This is a genomic window from Rhodanobacter sp. ANJX3, assembly GCF_014200755.1.
In the GTDB taxonomy this organism is placed as follows: Bacteria; Pseudomonadota; Gammaproteobacteria; order Xanthomonadales; family Rhodanobacteraceae; genus Rhodanobacter.
In genome coordinates this window covers 91,931-107,647 of the sequence record NZ_JACHCM010000006.1, presented here as the reverse complement: position 1 = coordinate 107,647, position 15,717 = coordinate 91,931, and the positions used below count along the sequence as shown (strand labels likewise).

12 protein-coding genes are annotated in these 15,717 nt (G+C 63.1%); 7 read left to right on the top strand and 5 right to left on the bottom strand.

The window, feature by feature from the left end; genetic code table 11:
- Positions 1–373: 373 nt before the first annotated feature.
- Positions 374–553 carry a hypothetical protein gene (locus HDE76_RS16365; RefSeq protein WP_179478701.1) on the top strand — a complete coding sequence of 60 codons (180 nt, stop codon included), beginning with the start codon at positions 374–376 and terminating at the stop codon, positions 551–553.
- Positions 554–641: 88 nt separating this feature from the next.
- Here HDE76_RS16365 and pepN read toward each other — a convergent pair whose 3' ends face one another.
- Positions 642–3,302, bottom strand: a complete 2,661-nt coding sequence (pepN, locus tag HDE76_RS16360) for an aminopeptidase N (protein ID WP_179478700.1) — start codon at positions 3,300–3,302, stop codon at positions 642–644.
- A 74-nt stretch (positions 3,303–3,376) separates the two neighbouring features.
- Between pepN and HDE76_RS16355 the strand changes: the two genes are divergently transcribed.
- Positions 3,377–4,390, top strand: a complete 1,014-nt coding sequence (locus HDE76_RS16355; protein ID WP_179478698.1) for an aldose epimerase — start codon at positions 3,377–3,379, stop codon at positions 4,388–4,390.
- Positions 4,387–5,379 (top strand): pyridoxal-phosphate dependent enzyme, encoded by a 993-nt coding sequence (locus HDE76_RS16350; RefSeq protein WP_184509110.1) that lies wholly within the window; start codon positions 4,387–4,389, stop codon positions 5,377–5,379. The genes HDE76_RS16355 and HDE76_RS16350 overlap by 4 nt, the downstream gene beginning before the upstream one ends.
- A 13-nt stretch (positions 5,380–5,392) precedes the next feature.
- Here HDE76_RS16350 and HDE76_RS16345 read toward each other — a convergent pair whose 3' ends face one another.
- Both HDE76_RS16345 and HDE76_RS16340 read right to left on the bottom strand, forming a co-directional pair.
- Positions 5,393–6,529: a sterol desaturase family protein gene (locus HDE76_RS16345; RefSeq protein WP_184509108.1), complete on the bottom strand. Its 1,137-nt coding sequence runs from the start codon at positions 6,527–6,529 to the stop codon at positions 5,393–5,395.
- A 101-nt stretch (positions 6,530–6,630) separates the two neighbouring features.
- Complete coding sequence (locus tag HDE76_RS16340) at positions 6,631–7,518, bottom strand: EamA family transporter (protein ID WP_184509106.1); 888 nt, start codon at positions 7,516–7,518, stop codon at positions 6,631–6,633.
- Positions 7,519–7,695: 177 nt separating this feature from the next.
- Between HDE76_RS16340 and HDE76_RS16335 the strand changes: the two genes are divergently transcribed.
- On the top strand, positions 7,696–9,411 hold the full coding sequence (locus tag HDE76_RS16335; protein WP_179478690.1) for an LTA synthase family protein: 1,716 nt from the start codon (positions 7,696–7,698) through the stop codon (positions 9,409–9,411).
- A 39-nt stretch (positions 9,412–9,450) separates the two neighbouring features.
- Here HDE76_RS16335 and HDE76_RS16330 read toward each other — a convergent pair whose 3' ends face one another.
- Together HDE76_RS16330 and HDE76_RS16325 are read right to left on the bottom strand one after the other, a co-directional pair.
- Positions 9,451–9,774 carry a hypothetical protein gene (locus HDE76_RS16330; protein WP_179478688.1) on the bottom strand — a complete coding sequence of 108 codons (324 nt, stop codon included), beginning with the start codon at positions 9,772–9,774 and terminating at the stop codon, positions 9,451–9,453.
- Positions 9,775–10,147: 373 nt separating this feature from the next.
- Positions 10,148–10,429: a hypothetical protein gene (locus tag HDE76_RS16325; protein WP_184509104.1), complete on the bottom strand. Its 282-nt coding sequence runs from the start codon at positions 10,427–10,429 to the stop codon at positions 10,148–10,150.
- 96 nt (positions 10,430–10,525) lie between these two features.
- On the opposite strand from HDE76_RS16325, the gene HDE76_RS16320 reads away from it, so the two are divergent.
- From HDE76_RS16320 to HDE76_RS16310, 3 genes are all read left to right on the top strand, one after another.
- Positions 10,526–11,590: a glycerophosphodiester phosphodiesterase gene (locus tag HDE76_RS16320; RefSeq protein WP_255457734.1), complete on the top strand. Its 1,065-nt coding sequence runs from the start codon at positions 10,526–10,528 to the stop codon at positions 11,588–11,590.
- A 100-nt stretch (positions 11,591–11,690) separates the two neighbouring features.
- Complete coding sequence (locus HDE76_RS16315) at positions 11,691–13,049, top strand: ectonucleotide pyrophosphatase/phosphodiesterase (protein ID WP_179478683.1); 1,359 nt, start codon at positions 11,691–11,693, stop codon at positions 13,047–13,049.
- A gap of 336 nt (positions 13,050–13,385) precedes the next feature.
- Positions 13,386–15,665 carry a TonB-dependent receptor gene (locus tag HDE76_RS16310; RefSeq protein ID WP_255481652.1) on the top strand — a complete coding sequence of 760 codons (2,280 nt, stop codon included), beginning with the start codon at positions 13,386–13,388 and terminating at the stop codon, positions 15,663–15,665.
- The last annotated feature ends 52 nt before the right edge of the window (positions 15,666–15,717 follow it).

Below are 15,717 nucleotides of genomic sequence, written 5' to 3'. Positions count from 1 at the left end.
AGTCGCATTTCCCGTTCAGGCTTTCAGCCTCAGCCAAAAGCAAAGCCCCGCCGTTGCTGCGGCGGGGCTTTGCTTGGAATAAATCTGGCGCCGGGCGGTCTCAGGAACAGGGGGAATCCAGGAAGACCGTATTGCCAGGCGCCAGAAAAGGAAATTTGGCACGGGCTGAGTGGGGCTTTTTCAGACCGGAGCTCAATTCTTGTCTCGAACGCGTGAACCCGAAGTGACTGCCGGGCGGATTTGTGCCGGCTCGTGGCAGCAGCTGACGCGCAGCGTCAGCCATGTGATCAAGCTCGCTGTGCAACCGTGATGCCGGTCACACATTGGCATGGCTGTTGCATCGTCATTCCTACCAAAATGAGGGGGACTCAGCATGGATATGAACTTCGAAATGCTTTATCCGCGTCACGATCTGCTGGTCGCGTTGGGCCAGATTGAAATGGCGATGGAGGGCCTGGGCGAGCGCGATGAAAGCGAGCGCAGTTCGTTGCAGCCGCGCCTGGAGTCGCGCATGAGTGCGCTGCTCGAAGCGCTGCGCGATCTCTCGGTATAACGAAGGCAAGTTGCGCAAGCGAATCCACCACGCTTCCCCAAGCCATGATTGCGGTCGCGCCGGTTGCCGCGCGACCGCCCAGGCTGCTTCAGTGCCGAAAGACGTTATCGATGATTTCCGTCAGATTGCGTGACAAGGAATCCTGGCGGGCAAGCGCGGAAATCGCCGTATGAGCCGCCTCGCGCCGCTTCGGCTCCAGCCGTTGCCAGCCGTTGAACGCCGTGGCGATGCGGGCAGCCAGCTGTGGATTGAGTGCATCCAGCTGTATCAGCCGGTCAGCCAGTAGCCGATAGCCGGCACCGTCGGCGCGGTGAAAGCCGCTGGGATTGCCGCGCACGAAGCTGCCTAGCAGCGCATGCACCCGATTGGGGTTTTTCAGCGTGAATAGAGGATCGTTTTCCAGTGCCTGCACGCGCACCAAGGGATCTGCCACGGTGCACTGGGCCTGGATCGCAAACCACTTGTCCATCGCCAGCGCGTTGTCGGCATAACGCTGGCGATAGTGCTGCACGGCGTCGGCAGCCTGCGCCGATTCGCCGCGCAATAGAACGCTTAGCGCCGCCAGCCGGTCGGTCATGGCCGGTGCGCTGCCGTACTGGCTCAGCGCCAGCGGATAAGCCGTCGTGCCGTCGACCAGTTCCAAAAGTTCCAGCACGCGGCGCTTGAGCCGGCGCCGCGCTTGGCTGAGCGGATCGAGCTGTGCGCTGGTGTGTGCCGCCAAGTCGAGATAGCGCTGTTCCAGTGCCTTTGCGCCGATCCGTTCGGCGAGCCGCTTTTGCAGATCCTGGCGCAGCCGATGGATGCGTTGCGGATCGACCACGCTCTCTCGCTCGGCCAGCTCGACTTCGCCCAGCGGCGTCAGCAGATCGGCGAGCAGCGCATCGTCGATACTGTCGCTGGCGAATAGTGTCGCGAGCGTATCGCACCACGCCTGCACGGCATTGACGGTATTGCCATCGCGCAGGTTATCGAAGGCGCGCGCGGCGAGCTGCTGGCCGGCTTCCCAGCGATTGAAGCCATCGATGTCGTGGCCCAGCAGCAGCGCCAGCTGCGCCGGCGTGTAATCGCATTCCAGAATGACCGGCGCGGAAAATCCGCGCAGCAGCGATGGCACCGGCGCCGATTCGACCTTGCCAAAGACAAACGTCTGCTCGGACTGGTCGAGAATCACCACGCTTTCCGTCACCGACGTATCGCCGTTGGCCGTCTGGCCGTCCAGATGCAGAGGCAGCATCGTGCCGCTATCGGCGAACAGCGCCAGCTTCACTGGAATCGGCAGCGGCTCGCCGTCGTGCGCATCGGCGCCGTTGGCGGCATGCTGGGAGAGTGTGAGGGCGTAGGTTTGCCGTACGCCATCGTAATGGCCATGCGCCTTGAGTCGCGGCGTGCCCGCCCGGGCATACCAGGCGAGGTTCGCCATCAGGTCGATATCGTTCGCGTCGCCGAGCGCCGAGAGAAAATCTTCCAGCGTGGCCGCGGTGCCGTCGTTGCGCTCGAAGTAGAGGTCCATGCCGCGCCGGAAGCCGTCCTTGCCCAGTCGCGCCGACAGCATGCGCACCAGTTCGGAACCCTTCTCGTAAACGGTAGCGGTGTAGAAGTTATTGATCTCGCTGTACTGCGCCGGACGCACCGGATGCGCCAGCGGGCCGGCATCCTCGGGAAACTGGGCGCGGCGCAGCAGGGAAACGTCCTCGATCCGCTTCAGCGGTGCCGAGTTCATGTCGGCGGAAAAACTCTGCTCGCGAAATACCGTGAGGCCTTCTTTCAGCGACAGCTGGAACCAGTCGCGACAGGTGACGCGGTTGCCGCTCCAATTGTGGAAATACTCGTGCGCGACCACGGCTTCGACGTGCCGATACTCATCGTCGGTCGAGCTGTCCGGGTCGGCCAGCAGGTACTTCGCGTTGAAAATATTGAGGCCCTTGTTCTCCATCGCACCCATATTGAAATCGTGGGTGGCGACGATGTGGAACACGCCCAGATCGTAGTTGCGGCCATAGGTCTCTTCATCCCAGCGCATGGCGCGTTCGAGCGAATCCATCGCGTAATCGCACTGGTGGATCGCGTCGGACTCGGCCCAGATATTCAGCGTGACTGCGCGCTCATCGGCGGTCACGTAGTGGCGCGAAATCTTTTCCAGTTTGCCGGCGACCAGGGCGAACAGATAGCTCGGCTTGCGGTACGGATCGACGAAACGCGCCCAGTGCCGGCCGCCCTCCAGCTCGCCGCTGCCGTCGGCATTGCCGCCGGCCAGCAGTACGGGAAAGCGCTGTTTATCGGCACGCAGGGTGACGGTGTAAAGCGACTGCACGTCCGGCCGGTCGGGGAAAAAGGTGATGTGCCGAAACCCCTCGGCTTCGCACTGGGTCAGCAGAAAGCCGCTGTCGCGCTTGCCGGAAAAAAACAGGCCCTCCATGGTGGTGTTCGCTAACGGCTTCAGCCGTACGCGCGTCTCCAGCACGCTGCCGTCGCGGGCGCCATCGACTTCCAGTACACCGTCCGCATACCGATAGGCGGATTCCGGCAGCGGCTTTTTGTCCAGCACGATCGAGAGCAGCTCGAGGTTTTCGCCGTCCAGCCGCAGCGGTGAGGATTGTTCGGGATCGCGGCGCAGCAGCAGGCGTGAAGATACGTCGGTGCTATCGATGCCGAGATCGAACTCCAGTTCGACGTTTTCGACCTGCCAGGCGGGTGCGCGATAGTCGCTGAGGCGAATCAGCGCGGCGGTTTTTTCGATGGTGGCGTTCATGTAAACAACAGGGGGCATGGGGTCGCGCAGGTTACCATGCAGCCCACCAACGGCCGAGAACACCGGGAAACCTCATGACGCGATACACCGCCGAACAAGCCTTGCTGGACGATCAACCCATCGTGGTACTGACCGATCACGAGGATCAGCGAAAGCTCCGCGTCGCCTGTCACGGCGCTGCCTTGCTGAGCTTCGAAGTGCCCGTGAATGGCGTGATGCACGACATCGCCGATGGCTACCGCGATGCGCACGAAGTGGCGACGCGTCCGGGTTCACGCTTCGCCATCATGGTGCCGTTCGCGGGCCGCATTGGCGACGCGCGCTATACCTTCGATGGTCAGCCGCAGGATCTGCAGCCCGGCGTTACCGGTGCCGACCGCGCCGCGCGGCACGGTTTCGTGCGCAATACCGATTTCGCCATTGCCGAGCTGGCCGCGAATAACGCCGGCGCTCACGTCACGCTGGCGACGTCGGCGATCCGACCGCAGCCCGGGTATCCGCATGCGATCGATCTGGCCGTCACGTTTACCCTGGACGCTGGCGGTATTGCGCTCGATGTCAGCATGCGCAACATGGGTGACAGCGAGGCGCCGTGCTTCTTCGGCTGGCATCCGTATTTCCGGGTGGGCAACAACTCGCTGGCCGGCACGACGGCGAACGGCTGGCAGCTGCAAATTCCGGCGCAGACGCTGATTCGCACGGATGCGGATCTCATCGCGCTACCGGGCGCGGCGGCCTATGTGCCGCTGGACGACGCGCCCGCGTTCGACTTCCGCGAAGCGCAAACCATCGGCAGCACCATTCTCGATCACGAATACACCGATCTGCACGCCGAGGCGGACGGCTACATCCGCACGCGGCTGCGCGACCCCGCCACAGGCTTGTCGATTGCCGTGTGGCAGGAGCGCGGCGTGATGCACGCATTTACCGCCGACACGGCCGCGCGCGATGCGCGACGCGCGGTCGCGCTGGAGCCGATGGAATGCATGGCCGACGCGTTCAACCGGCCGGAGTGGCACGACGCGATCCGACTGGCACCGGGCGCCGAGCGCCGCTTTCGCTGCGGCGTGGAAGTGCTGCTGCCATGAGTGCGGTGCCGACGAGCGAGGCTTTGGCCAGCGATGCGCTGCCCAGCTATGCGCAGATTCTCGATGCCGCCGCGCGCATCGCGCCGCACGCGCAGGTAACGCCCGTATTGCGCAGCGCGGCGCTGGACGCGCTGAGCGGCGCCGAGCTGCATTTCAAATGCGAGAACCTGCAGCGCGGCGGCGCGTTCAAATTTCGCGGCGCGTGCAATGCGGTATGGGCGCTGAGCGACCAGCAGGCGGCCCGCGGCGTGGTCACGCATTCGTCCGGCAATCACGGCAATGCGCTGGCGCTGGCGGCGGGCACGCGTGGCATTGCGGCGCACGTGGTAGTGCCGGAAGGCGCCGTACAGGCCAAGGTCGATGCGATCGAACGCGCCGGCGCGACGCTGCACCGCTGCGCGCCCACGCAGGCCGCACGCGAAGCCAAGGCCGACGAGATTCGGCGCGCCACCGGCGCGGTGCTGGTGCATCCTTACGCCAACACCCAGGTCATGGCCGGGCAGGGCACGGTGGCGCTGGAGCTGTGTCGGCAGGCGCCGGGGCTGGACGCCTTGATCACGCCGGTGGGCGGTGGCGGCCTGGCGAGCGGCGTGGCCATCGCCGCCCATGGCATGGATGCTTCGCTCAGCCTGTTTGGCGCCGAGCCACGCGGGGCCGATGATGCAGCGCAGTCCATCGCGCGCGGCACGCGTGTGAGTGATTTCGTGCCGGATACGGTCTGCGACGGGCTGAGGGCACTGATTGGCGAAAGCAATCTTGCGGCACTGCGCGCGCACGACGTTCAGATCATTACCGTCAGCGATGCGGAGACGATCGCCGCCATGCAGCTATTGTGGTCTGAGCTGCGCATCATCGTGGAGGTTTCCTGCGCCACGGTGCTGGCTGCCGTTCTGCAGCAGCCGGGGCGTTTCGCCGGGCGTCGCATTGGCGCGGTGCTGACCGGCGGTAACGTCGACCTGCAGGCGTTGCCTTGGAGTATGGGCAAGTAGTGCGAGTCCGCGACTAGGCTGCCTCAGCCTCGGCAGTCGGACGGCCCTGGTCAGTCTCGGCTGCTGCCTTGGACTCTGCCGTCGGCTTCACGTGCTCCGCATGCAGGGCATGCAGTTCCATGGGGCTGAGCGTTTTGAGCGGGATCGGCGTGTAATCCTCGGCAAAAGATACCTCGCCAGGCTTCCAGCCCGACTTGCGCCTCACGGCGCCCAGAAAGCGCTTGGTCGACACCCAGTGCAGGCCGAGCAGGCTGTAGTTGTTGTCAGCATCGACGATCGGGTCGCCCACGCCGGTCGGTCGCGTCGGCTCGCCGTAGAGCGCGGTGCGAAACACCACGTCCCAGATCGAAAACACCTGCCCGTAATTGCAGTTGTGCAGGTTGGGTCGTTCTGGATCCACCAGCATATGGTGCAGTCGATGAAACTTCGGATCGACGAACACTTTTTCAAATAGACGTCCAAAGCCAAATCGCACGTTGGTGTGCGAGAAATTCTGCGCCAGCTCGCCCAGCAGCATCAGCCACGCGAATTCGTCCGGCTGCACGCCGATCAGCAGGCCGACCACGGCCAGCACCATCGACTGAATGAAGCCATCGATCAGATTGCCGCGATCGTTGGTCCAGCAGCTCATCTGACGCTGGCTGTGATGCATGCTGTGCAGCGCCCACCACCAAGGCAGGGCGTGCTGAGTACGATGCATCCAGTAGTAGACGAAATCGTAGATCGCGTAATAGAAAAGAAACAGCAGCAGCGGGTGATGGTCGAACCACGGAATGAGGTGCGAGATCGCCAGCGGCGAGCCGGTGCTGTCGCTGGTATCGGTGTCGCTACCGCCGAACAGATGGCTGAATGGCGTGAGCACCAGATAGGTAAACAGCGGAAAGATGCCCAGCAGCATCAGCACCGTATAGTTGCGATCGACCAGGGTCAGCTTGCGATCGGTCCATTTTTCCGCCGGAAACCAGGTTTCCAGCGGACGAAAAATCAACCCGATGATCGCCACCTGCAATGCGGCGATCATCAGCGCGCCGGCAATCTCGTCGGGATTACCGGCCAAGCCGTTGATATGCAGCAGGGTCAGAAACGGCGTGACCGCGTGGTGGCTAAGCCACGTGATCCCGTTTGACCAGAATTGGGAGAAATCGGGCATGGGGCATTCTTCACAGACGTCTGTGCTGATGATATCGCCGCAGCCGCTTTCGCACGCTGAATATCGGCGCAGGTTTGTGTGGATCGGTCGGGGTGAGGCGATCAGCCGCGGCTGCGGGTGCCAACGCCGCTGACCGCCGCCAATCCGGCCACGACGAAAGCGATACCGACCCACTCCATCAGCGACGGCCTCTCGTGCAGGATGCCCCAGGCCAGCAACACGCTGACGATCGGCACCCCCAGGCTCGACAAACTGGCGACTGTCGTCGGCAGACGCTGCAGCACGATCGACCACAGCCACCACGCAATACTCGAGGCGATGACGACGCTATAGGCCAGGCCGGCGATCAGCGCGCCAGTCCACGCGATCGGTCGCTGCGGCACCAGCAGGGCGACGATGCCTAAGGCGATGCCACCGGCCAGCATCTGCCACGCGGTGAGGTTGAGCACCGACGGCTTGTGTCGAAGGAACATGCGCTTGGTCAGCACCGTGCCCACCGCCCAGCAGATGCCGGCGGCAATCGCCAGCGCCGTGCTAGCCACGCTGCCCATCGCCCGCCACGGTTCGATGATGCAGAGCAGCCCCACGGCCGCCAGCGCCAGCCCGATCACATGCCGGCGCGTGGGTCTGTCGCCGAGCATCAGCCACGCCAGCAATACCGCCCAGAACGGCATGGTGTACGCCAGCAGCGCCACGTGTCCGGCGCCACCGGTGCGCAGCGCCCACTGCCCCAGTCCCTGAAACGCGGCGGTCTGAAACACGCCGATGCCGATGGTCAACAGCAGCGGCGGCGGGCGCAGCGGCTGGCGCGCGATGACCAGTACGATGAAAAGTACCGCGGCGCCGAGCAGGTAGCGCAGCGCCGCAAAATCGAACGGGCCGGCGTAAGCGAGCACCTGCTTCATCACGATCCAGCTGTAGGCCCAGATCAGGATGGTGGCGAGCATCGCGAACACGGCGCCGCGTTGGGAGGATGACGAAGTCGGCATGGGAATCGCTGGCGCGGAGAACGGGCAGTCTAGCGGTTCGCCGCCACGTTCTGCGCCATCCAGCGGGCGGCTCAGCCCAACGCCAGTGGAACGGCGGTGACGGCCAAGCTTCCGCCGCCTTCACAAATCCGTAAGATGGCGCCGCGGTGACAATCGGGTCCCGGGGATTTTCCAGCCATGCGACGACTGTCGTTACGTTTCACCCGGGCCGGCTTCGTCTCGCTCGCGGCCGTGCTGCTGTTTGCGTTCTGCGTGTTCACCACCGCCATGCAGGAGCCGAAGGCGCTGCAGCAGGTCTTTATCATCGCGCTGATGCTGTGCACCTTCGGTGCGCTGCTGTTCGCGTTCGCGCGCTTCGCAACCGCCCTGGTGGTGTGCAGCGCGCTGTTTGGGGCGATCAAGTTTCTGTCGGTGCTGAAGATCAAGTACCTCGAAGAGTCGCTGATGCCGTCGGACTTCATCTATTACGCCGGCACGAGCCTGCTCGATACGCTGAGGCATTACCCGCATCTCTACCTTCTCAGCATCGGTATCTGCGTGGTGGTGCCGCCGGTGCTTTGGCTGGTGTGGCGCTGGGACTGGCGGTTGTTCGTCGGTCGCCGGTCGCTCGCCAAATTCGGCCTGCGCACGGGCGGCATCGTGGTTTGCGTGCTGGCCTTTCTTGTCTGCATGCTGCCGAGCGGGCCGTTTGCCCAGGTACACAACCGCGGCGTATGGGAAAAGCTTTCCGACGACGCGCAGCTGACCAATTTCTTCATCAACTTCGACGACGCCCGCGTGCATCTGCCGGCGATGTCGAGCGAGGCGGTGGCCGAGCAACAGTGGGGATCGACCGCGCAGGGCGAATCCGGCAGCGCGCATCCGCCGTATCCCGACATCGTGCAGGTGCTGGAAGAGAGCACCTTCGATCCATCGATCTTTACCGCCTGCGGCGCGCCGGAATGCCATCTGTCGATGTTCCAGAGCGATGCGCGCACGCGCGGCACCGGCGTGCTGCGCACGCATACCTTCGGCGGCGGCACCTGGGTCAGCGAGTTCGCCACGCTGACCGGCATGCCGCAGGATATTTTCGGCCCAGGCGGCATGTACGCGCCCTACGTGCTGGCCCCACACGTGCGCGACGCGCTAGCCATGCAGCTGCGTCGCCTGGGTTACCTCACCATCGCGATCTATCCGACCGAAGGCAGTTTCATCAACGGGCGCAACGCCTATCGGTCGTACGGCTTCGATCACCTTTACGACGTCAACGAACTGAAGCTGGACGAGTGGGAAGAGACCGACAAGCAGATGTTCGACGCGGCCAAGCGCGTCTACGATCGGGTGAAGAAGCCGGGCCAGCCGGTCTTTATCATGATCCTCACCATCAACCAGCATGGCCCGCACGACGATCTGCCGCTGGCCCAGCTGCCGCCGCCGTTCAACCGCGGCCTGCTGACCGGTCTGTCGCCGGCGGCGACGATCAACTTCAGTGCGTACCTGTCGCGCCTGCACGATTCCGATGTGGCCATGCGAGGCCTCGAGCACGACTTTCTGGATCGCGCGCAGCCGACCCTGCTGGTGCACTTCGGCGATCACCAGCCGTCGTTCGAAGGCATGATCCGCCCGATGGCGCGCACGTTGCCCCCGGCGCTGCAGCCGTATCGGGACTTTCTTACCTATTACATGCTGAAGAGCAACTATGCCGGCGATGCCCTGCCGAGCTATCCGATGATGGATATCGCGTTTCTGCCGAGCATGGTGCTGCAGGCGGCGCGGTTGCCGAAAGATCCGTACTTTTCCGCGCTGCACGCGCTGCGCACGCGCTGCAACGGGCTATACGACGACTGCAAGATACCGGGGCTGATCGACGCGTATCACGCCTGGACATTTGGACGGCTGCACGTCTATCAATAAAGCGAGTGCCCGGCTGCCCGTAAAGCCGGCCGACCTGGTCTAGCCGGCTAGCGACGCGGTTATGTCTCGGTCCTCAAACCACACCAGGGAGCCCGACCGCCGCAGCCGATAAGGCAGAGCGTTGCCGCGCTGCTCGATATACTGCACGGCCTTGGCGGCGAATGACAAGCTCTCCGGGCCGACCGATTCCTCGCGTGGCTGCTGCGTGTCGAAGACGTGCCGGCCATCGGCTTCCAAGATCTGCATCGAATAGAGCTCGATCTCGGAGCGGGCCGCGTGATCGGCAATATCCAGTGCCAGCGAGTGGAGTGTCATGAAGTCGCCGATCTCGGTATTGGGTTTGTCATCGAAGCGATGTGGCATAGCGTCTATCCGGAAAGGCCAAGAAAATACGTGCTGGACTTAAACTTGGATTCGAGAAATTCGAAAAATTTCAATTGTCCCGTACCAAAAATCCCTGCCGATGCCGTCTGAGTCGGAAAGGTAAAAATACTTGCGCGAGCGCTTACGCTGCAAGGTGCACCCCAATGCAGCCAGTTTGAGAATGTCTTTGAGCGCAGAGATACCCAGCGCCGCGTGTCGAACGATTCCACGATACGTGTCGGGATGCCATCCCAATGCACGTTTGCGGCCTTTGTTACGGTCCGCCCCGCCGCCGATCCGGTGCGGCTGGGCCCTGCGCGGTGCGCTGCATGGAAGACTGCTCGGCAAGCACGTCCGGAGGCAGCCATGCCTGTCAGGACGCCGCCCACACTATCGGCTGCTCGGCGGAACTGGCGCCTGCCTCGGCCAGCGCCGCGTCATAGAGGCGGTTGACCGAGCACGAGGCCTTGCGAAGGTTGGAACACGCGCAGGGCAGTTCCTTGGCGGAAGGCTTTTTCACCGCAAAAGTGTATTTACTTCTCCATAATCGGGCAAACGCAGGGGCCACGGTGTTCAGGCCGCGACTCTTGTAGCCTTGTTCTTTCAAGCCGTCGACGGTACCGACCGTCAACAAACCTGCATAAACGCCTGCCATTCTACGCGGCGTTGTCGAATGCACGGCGACGGCTATCGGAGCAGCGCCATGACTCGCTTATGCTTGATCCCTCTTGTTCTTGCCGGAATGCTGGTCATGTCTGTCTCCGTGTGCGCTGCTGAAAAGCCCATTACTGCCCGGGTGCTGGTCATCGGCCACCGCGGCGCCAGCGCGCTGCGGCCGGAACATACGCTGGCGTCGTACGGCAAGGCGATCGCCGACGGCGCGGATTTCGTCGAGCCCGATCTGGTGATGACCAAGGACGGTGTGCCGGTGGCGCGACACGAGAACGAAATCGGCGGCACCACCGACGTGGCCTCGCATCCTGAATTCGCCGCACGCAAGACCACCAAGCTCATCGACGGTGTGGACGTCACCGGCTGGTTCACCGAGGACTTTACCCTCGCCGAGCTGAAAACCCTGCGCGCGCGCGAGCGTCTGCCGCAGCTGCGCAGCACAAAATACGATGGCGAATTCCAGATTCCCACGCTGGACGAAATCATCGATTTCGTCGCGGCCGAGTCGGCAGTGGCCGGTCATCCGGTCGGCATCATTCCCGAGATCAAGCACGGCACTTATTTCCAGAAGCTCGATCTGCCGATGGAAGACAAGGTGCTGGCGATACTTGCAGCGCACACCTATACGCACACCGCGCCGGTGGAAATTCAGTCGTTCGAAATCGCCAACCTGCGCTATCTGCGCGGCAAGCTTGGCGGCAAGGGTGCGCAAAACAGTCGCCCGAACATCCGTCTGTTGCAACTGCTGGGCGATGCGAAGGAGCAGACCTACGACGTGGTGGTCGCCGGCGGCAAACTCACCTTCGCCGACATGATGAGACCCGCCGGCCTGCGGGATATCGCCACGTATGCCGATGCGATCGGTCCGAACATCCGCTCGATCATTCCGCTGGCGGCCGATGGCACGTTGGGTCAGCCCAGTGCGCTGGTGCACGATGCCCACGCGGCCGGGCTGGAGCTGCACCCCTATACGTTCCGGCCGGAGAACTTTTTCCAGGCGAAGAACTTCTGGCAGGGCACTGATCCGAAAACGTTCAACGCGAACGGTTCTGTCGCGGAGATGCGTGCCTACCTCGACGCGGGCATCGACGCGTTTTTTACCGACGATCCCGCGCTCGGTCGACAGGCTCTGGATCAACGCTGAGCTGTCATCGGAGAATGCATAGACGCAGGTTGGCTGTCACAAGAATGCAGTAGTGGCAGCCCAGCATGTGCAGCCTCTTTGCCATCTTGCGAATCGTCCGATGCGTTTTCTACTTTCTTCCCTGCTGCTGGGTAGCTTGTCGCTCGCCGCGGCCCAGCCGTCTATTGCGCAGCCCAGCGCATCGCAGCCGGTGCTGCTGATTTCGATCGACGGCCTGCGCCCGGCCGACGTGCTCGAGGCGCAAAAGCGCGGCCTGCATTTGCCGAACCTGCAGGCCTTTCTGAAACAGGGCAGCTACGCCCATGACGTGCGCGGCGTGCTGCCGACGCTGACCTATCCCAGCCACACCACGCTGATCACCGGCGTGTCGCCCTACGTCCACGGCATCGGCAGCAACCTCACCTTCGATCCGACCAATCAGAACCAGCAGGGCTGGGACTGGTACGCCGCCGATATTCGCGTGCCGACCCTGTGGGATGCCGCGCATGCGGCCGGCTTGACCACGGCCAACGTGCACTGGCCCGTCAGTGTGGGCGCGCAGGTGGATTGGAATCTGCCGCAGATCTGGCGCACCGGCCTGCCGGATGACCGCAAGCTGGTGGCGGCGCTGTCCACGCCCGGCCTGCTGCCGTCGCTGGAAAAAGATCTCGGCCCGTACGCCGACGGCATCGACGAAAGTCTGGCCGGCGACCAGAACCGCACGAAGTTCGCGATCCACCTGCTGGAGACGCGCAAGCCGCAGTTCATGACCGCCTATGTGACCGCGCTGGATACCGAGCAGCACGCCACCGGCCCGGATACGCCAACCTCGCGCAAGACGCTGGAAGGCATCGACTTGCTGATCGGCGATCTGGCCGCTGCCGCACAGCGCGTGCACCCGGACGGCGTGATTGCCATCGTGTCCGACCACGGCTTTGCGCCGGTGAAGCAGGACATCAATTTCTATGCGCCTTTCATCAAGGCCGGTCTGGTCACGATCAAGGACGGCAAGATCACCGACTGGCAGGCAGCCGTGTGGAACGACGGCGGCAGCGCGGCGATCGTGCTGAAAGACCCGAACAATGCCGAGGTGAAAGCCAAGGTCGCCGCGCTCTTGAAGCAGCTGCAGGATGATCCGCAATACCACATCGATCGCGTACTCGATCGCGACCAGCTCGTGGCACAGGGCGGCACCGACAAGGCCAGCTGGTTCGTGCTGTTGAAGATCGGCTACGAGCTGGGCGTGACGCCCGACGCGCCGCTGCCTGCGCCGCCGCACTTCCTGGGCATGCACGGCTACGATCCGGCCGATCCGGAAATGCGTTCCACCTTTCTCATCGAAGGTCCGGGCATCGCGGCCGGCAAGAACCTCGGCTCGATCGACATGCGCGACATCGCGCCGACGCTGGCCCAATTGATGGGTGCCAGCTTGCCGCAGGCGCAAGGGCATGCGCTGCAGGTTTCGTCGCCGGCCCCTTGATCGCCGACATGCTGGATCGCGAGCGCCATTCGCGGCGCTCGCGACGGTTTTTGCCGTGGCGAGCCATTCGTCATGGACGTGCGTCGATAGCGGCTGTCTGCCGAGCCGCGAGGGCTGATGTCTTCGGCGTTCGAGCGGCTATCGCCTCGTGCGCATCTGCAATGCGCATGTAAAGCCGCGTACACAAAGCGCCACCAGAATGATGGGAATGGCCCTTGGGTGGCCTTCCGACGTTCCATTTTTCCATCATGTCGCCGTCGCCACCCTCGCGGGCGGCTGCGCAAAGGATACCTACGCATGTCCGCTTACTCTCGCACCACTCGTCATACGAGCCTGATGCTTGCCCTGCTTGCCGCACTCTACGGTTCGGCCGCCATCGCCGCCGACGCGGATGGCCCGGCTTCGGCCACGCCCGCCGCGGCTCCCGCACCGGCCGCCGATGCCAATAACGCGAAGACCATGGACGCGGTGTCGGTGGTCGCCCCCGGCCAGACTCGGCAGGTGCAGAGCGTCACCATGGAAGACATCAAGGCGACGCCGCCGGGCACCAGCGCGCTGAAGGTGCTGGGCGAGCTGCCGGGCGTCAACTTCCAGTCGTCCGATCCCTGGGGTGCCTACGAGTGGTCGACCCAGATCACCTTGCACGGTTTCGATCAGAGCCGCCTGGGCTTCACACTCGACGGCATTCCGCTGGGCAACATGAGCTATGGCGTCACCAACGGTCTGCAGGTGACCCGTGCGATCACCTCGGAAAATATTGCTCGGGTGGAGCTGGCGCAGGGCGCGGGCGCGCTCGGCACGGCGGCCAACACCAATCTCGGCGGCACCGTGCAGTTTTTTTCCGCCGATCCCGATGCCAAGGCCGGCGTGCGGCTCAATCAGGCGATCGGCTCGGACGATACGCACCGGACCTATTTGCGCATGGATACCGGCGACTACCATGGCTTCTCGATGTACGTGTCGTACGACCACGCCAACACCGACAAGTGGAAAGGCTACGGTTCGCAGGTGTCCAACCAGCTCAATCTCAAGGCGGTTTATCAATGGGGCGACGGCAATCGCATCAGCCTGTTTTCCGACAGCTCGAAGCGTAAGGAATACGATTATCAGGATCTGTCGCTGACCAGTCAGCGCGTGCTGGGTTGGGATTACGACTACTGGCAGCCCAACTGGTCGCAGGCACTGCAGACGGCCAACGCGATCCGCGGCAACGGCGCGTATCCCGCCTCGTTGAACGGTCTGCCGGCCGACTACGACAAGGGCGATGCGAACTATTACGCCGGCGGCGGCATTCGACGCGACAACCTCACCGGTTTGAACGGTTCGTTCACCCTGGCCGATGGGCTGGTCCTGAATCTGGGCGGCTACTACCACGACGATCGCGGTGAGGGTCAATGGGCGACGCCTTACGTGACGTCGCCGGCCTCCGGCCTGCCGCTTGCTATGCGCACCACGGACTATGGTCTGGACCGCTATGGCATTACCGGCTCTTTGCAATACACGGTCGGCAACAACGATATCGAAGTCGGCGTGTGGGGCGAAGACTCGCACAACAACATCGAGCGCAACTACTTCAATCTGTACGGCCCCTACAATGGCCTGTGGAATTTCTACAGCAGCGGGGAGCCGTTTCTGCGCGGCTTCCTGCAGCACTACACGTATGACACCCGGATGGCCTACGCCGAAGATACCGTGCACTTGATGGACGACCGGCTGACGGTCAACTTCGGCGCCAAATCGTTGCGTTCCACCACCGATGCGCAATCGCTGGTGGCCACGACGGCATTCGCACAGGGCAGCATCAAGGCCAGCGATGGCTTTTTGCCGCAGGTCGGCGTCGACTACAAGCTCGACGATCATCAGGATGTTTACGCGTCTTACAGCAAAAACATCAACTCCTACGGAATACTGCCCTTCGCCACGTCGCAGGCTGCCTTCGATGCCAGCAAGAGCAGCCTGAAGCCGGAAGGTTCGCAAACCATCGAAACGGGTTATCGCGTCCGCGGCAGCAGCTTCGAAGCTTCGGCCGATCTCTACTACACCCGCTTCAGCAACCGCCTGCTGCAGACCACGCCGTGTTCGGCCGTGCAAACCTGCGCCAGCATTCTCAACAACGTCGGCAGCGTCAAGAGCACCGGTGCCGATTTGGCGTTGATCTGGAAGCCGGTGGACCACCTGCGCTGGCTGAACTCGGTGTCCTACGACAATTCGAAATACCAGGACGACTATCTCAACGGTGGCGTGGTCGATACCAAGGGCAAATACGTGGTCGGCATCCCCAGCTGGATGTTTACCTCCAGCGCCAGCTACACCTTTGGACCATGGAGCTTCAATCTGGACGGCAAATACACCGGCCGACGCTACATCACCTATACCAATGATTCCCAGGTGCCGGCCTACTGGTTGTTCAATGGTGGCATCAACTACGACGTGGGCGCCTACGGCGGTTTCGAGGACATCAGCTTTGGCCTCAATATCACCAACCTGACCGACAAGCGCTACTTTGCGAGTACGGGCACCAACGGCTACGTAGCCTCCGATCCCCAGGGCTACAACCAGACCCTGCAGGCCGGCGCACCGCGGCAGTTTTTCTTCAACGTCAATGTGAAGCTGTGAAATCGAGTTCGCCGCGTGCAGCCATGCCGATGGCAGCCACGCGGTTCTGATC

Excerpts from the sequence above, each read along its gene's own strand:
- HDE76_RS16335 (WP_179478690.1), top strand. The coding sequence starts at position 7,696 with ATGCGACGACTGTCGTTACGTTTCACCCGGGCCGGCTTCGTCTCGCTC.
- HDE76_RS16350 (WP_184509110.1), top strand. The coding sequence starts at position 4,387 with ATGAGTGCGGTGCCGACGAGCGAGGCTTTGGCCAGCGATGCGCTGCCC.
- HDE76_RS16315 (WP_179478683.1), top strand. The coding sequence starts at position 11,691 with ATGCGTTTTCTACTTTCTTCCCTGCTGCTGGGTAGCTTGTCGCTCGCC.
- pepN (WP_179478700.1), bottom strand. The coding sequence starts at position 3,302 with ATGAACGCCACCATCGAAAAAACCGCCGCGCTGATTCGCCTCAGCGAC.
- HDE76_RS16310 (WP_255481652.1), top strand. The coding sequence starts at position 13,386 with ATGCTTGCCCTGCTTGCCGCACTCTACGGTTCGGCCGCCATCGCCGCC.
- HDE76_RS16330 (WP_179478688.1), bottom strand. The coding sequence starts at position 9,774 with ATGCCACATCGCTTCGATGACAAACCCAATACCGAGATCGGCGACTTC.
- HDE76_RS16320 (WP_255457734.1), top strand. The coding sequence starts at position 10,526 with ATGTCTGTCTCCGTGTGCGCTGCTGAAAAGCCCATTACTGCCCGGGTG.
- HDE76_RS16340 (WP_184509106.1), bottom strand. The coding sequence starts at position 7,518 with ATGCCGACTTCGTCATCCTCCCAACGCGGCGCCGTGTTCGCGATGCTC.
- HDE76_RS16325 (WP_184509104.1), bottom strand. The coding sequence starts at position 10,429 with ATGGCAGGCGTTTATGCAGGTTTGTTGACGGTCGGTACCGTCGACGGC.
- HDE76_RS16345 (WP_184509108.1), bottom strand. The coding sequence starts at position 6,529 with ATGCCCGATTTCTCCCAATTCTGGTCAAACGGGATCACGTGGCTTAGC.
- HDE76_RS16355 (WP_179478698.1), top strand. The coding sequence starts at position 3,377 with ATGACGCGATACACCGCCGAACAAGCCTTGCTGGACGATCAACCCATC.
- HDE76_RS16365 (WP_179478701.1), top strand. The coding sequence starts at position 374 with ATGGATATGAACTTCGAAATGCTTTATCCGCGTCACGATCTGCTGGTC.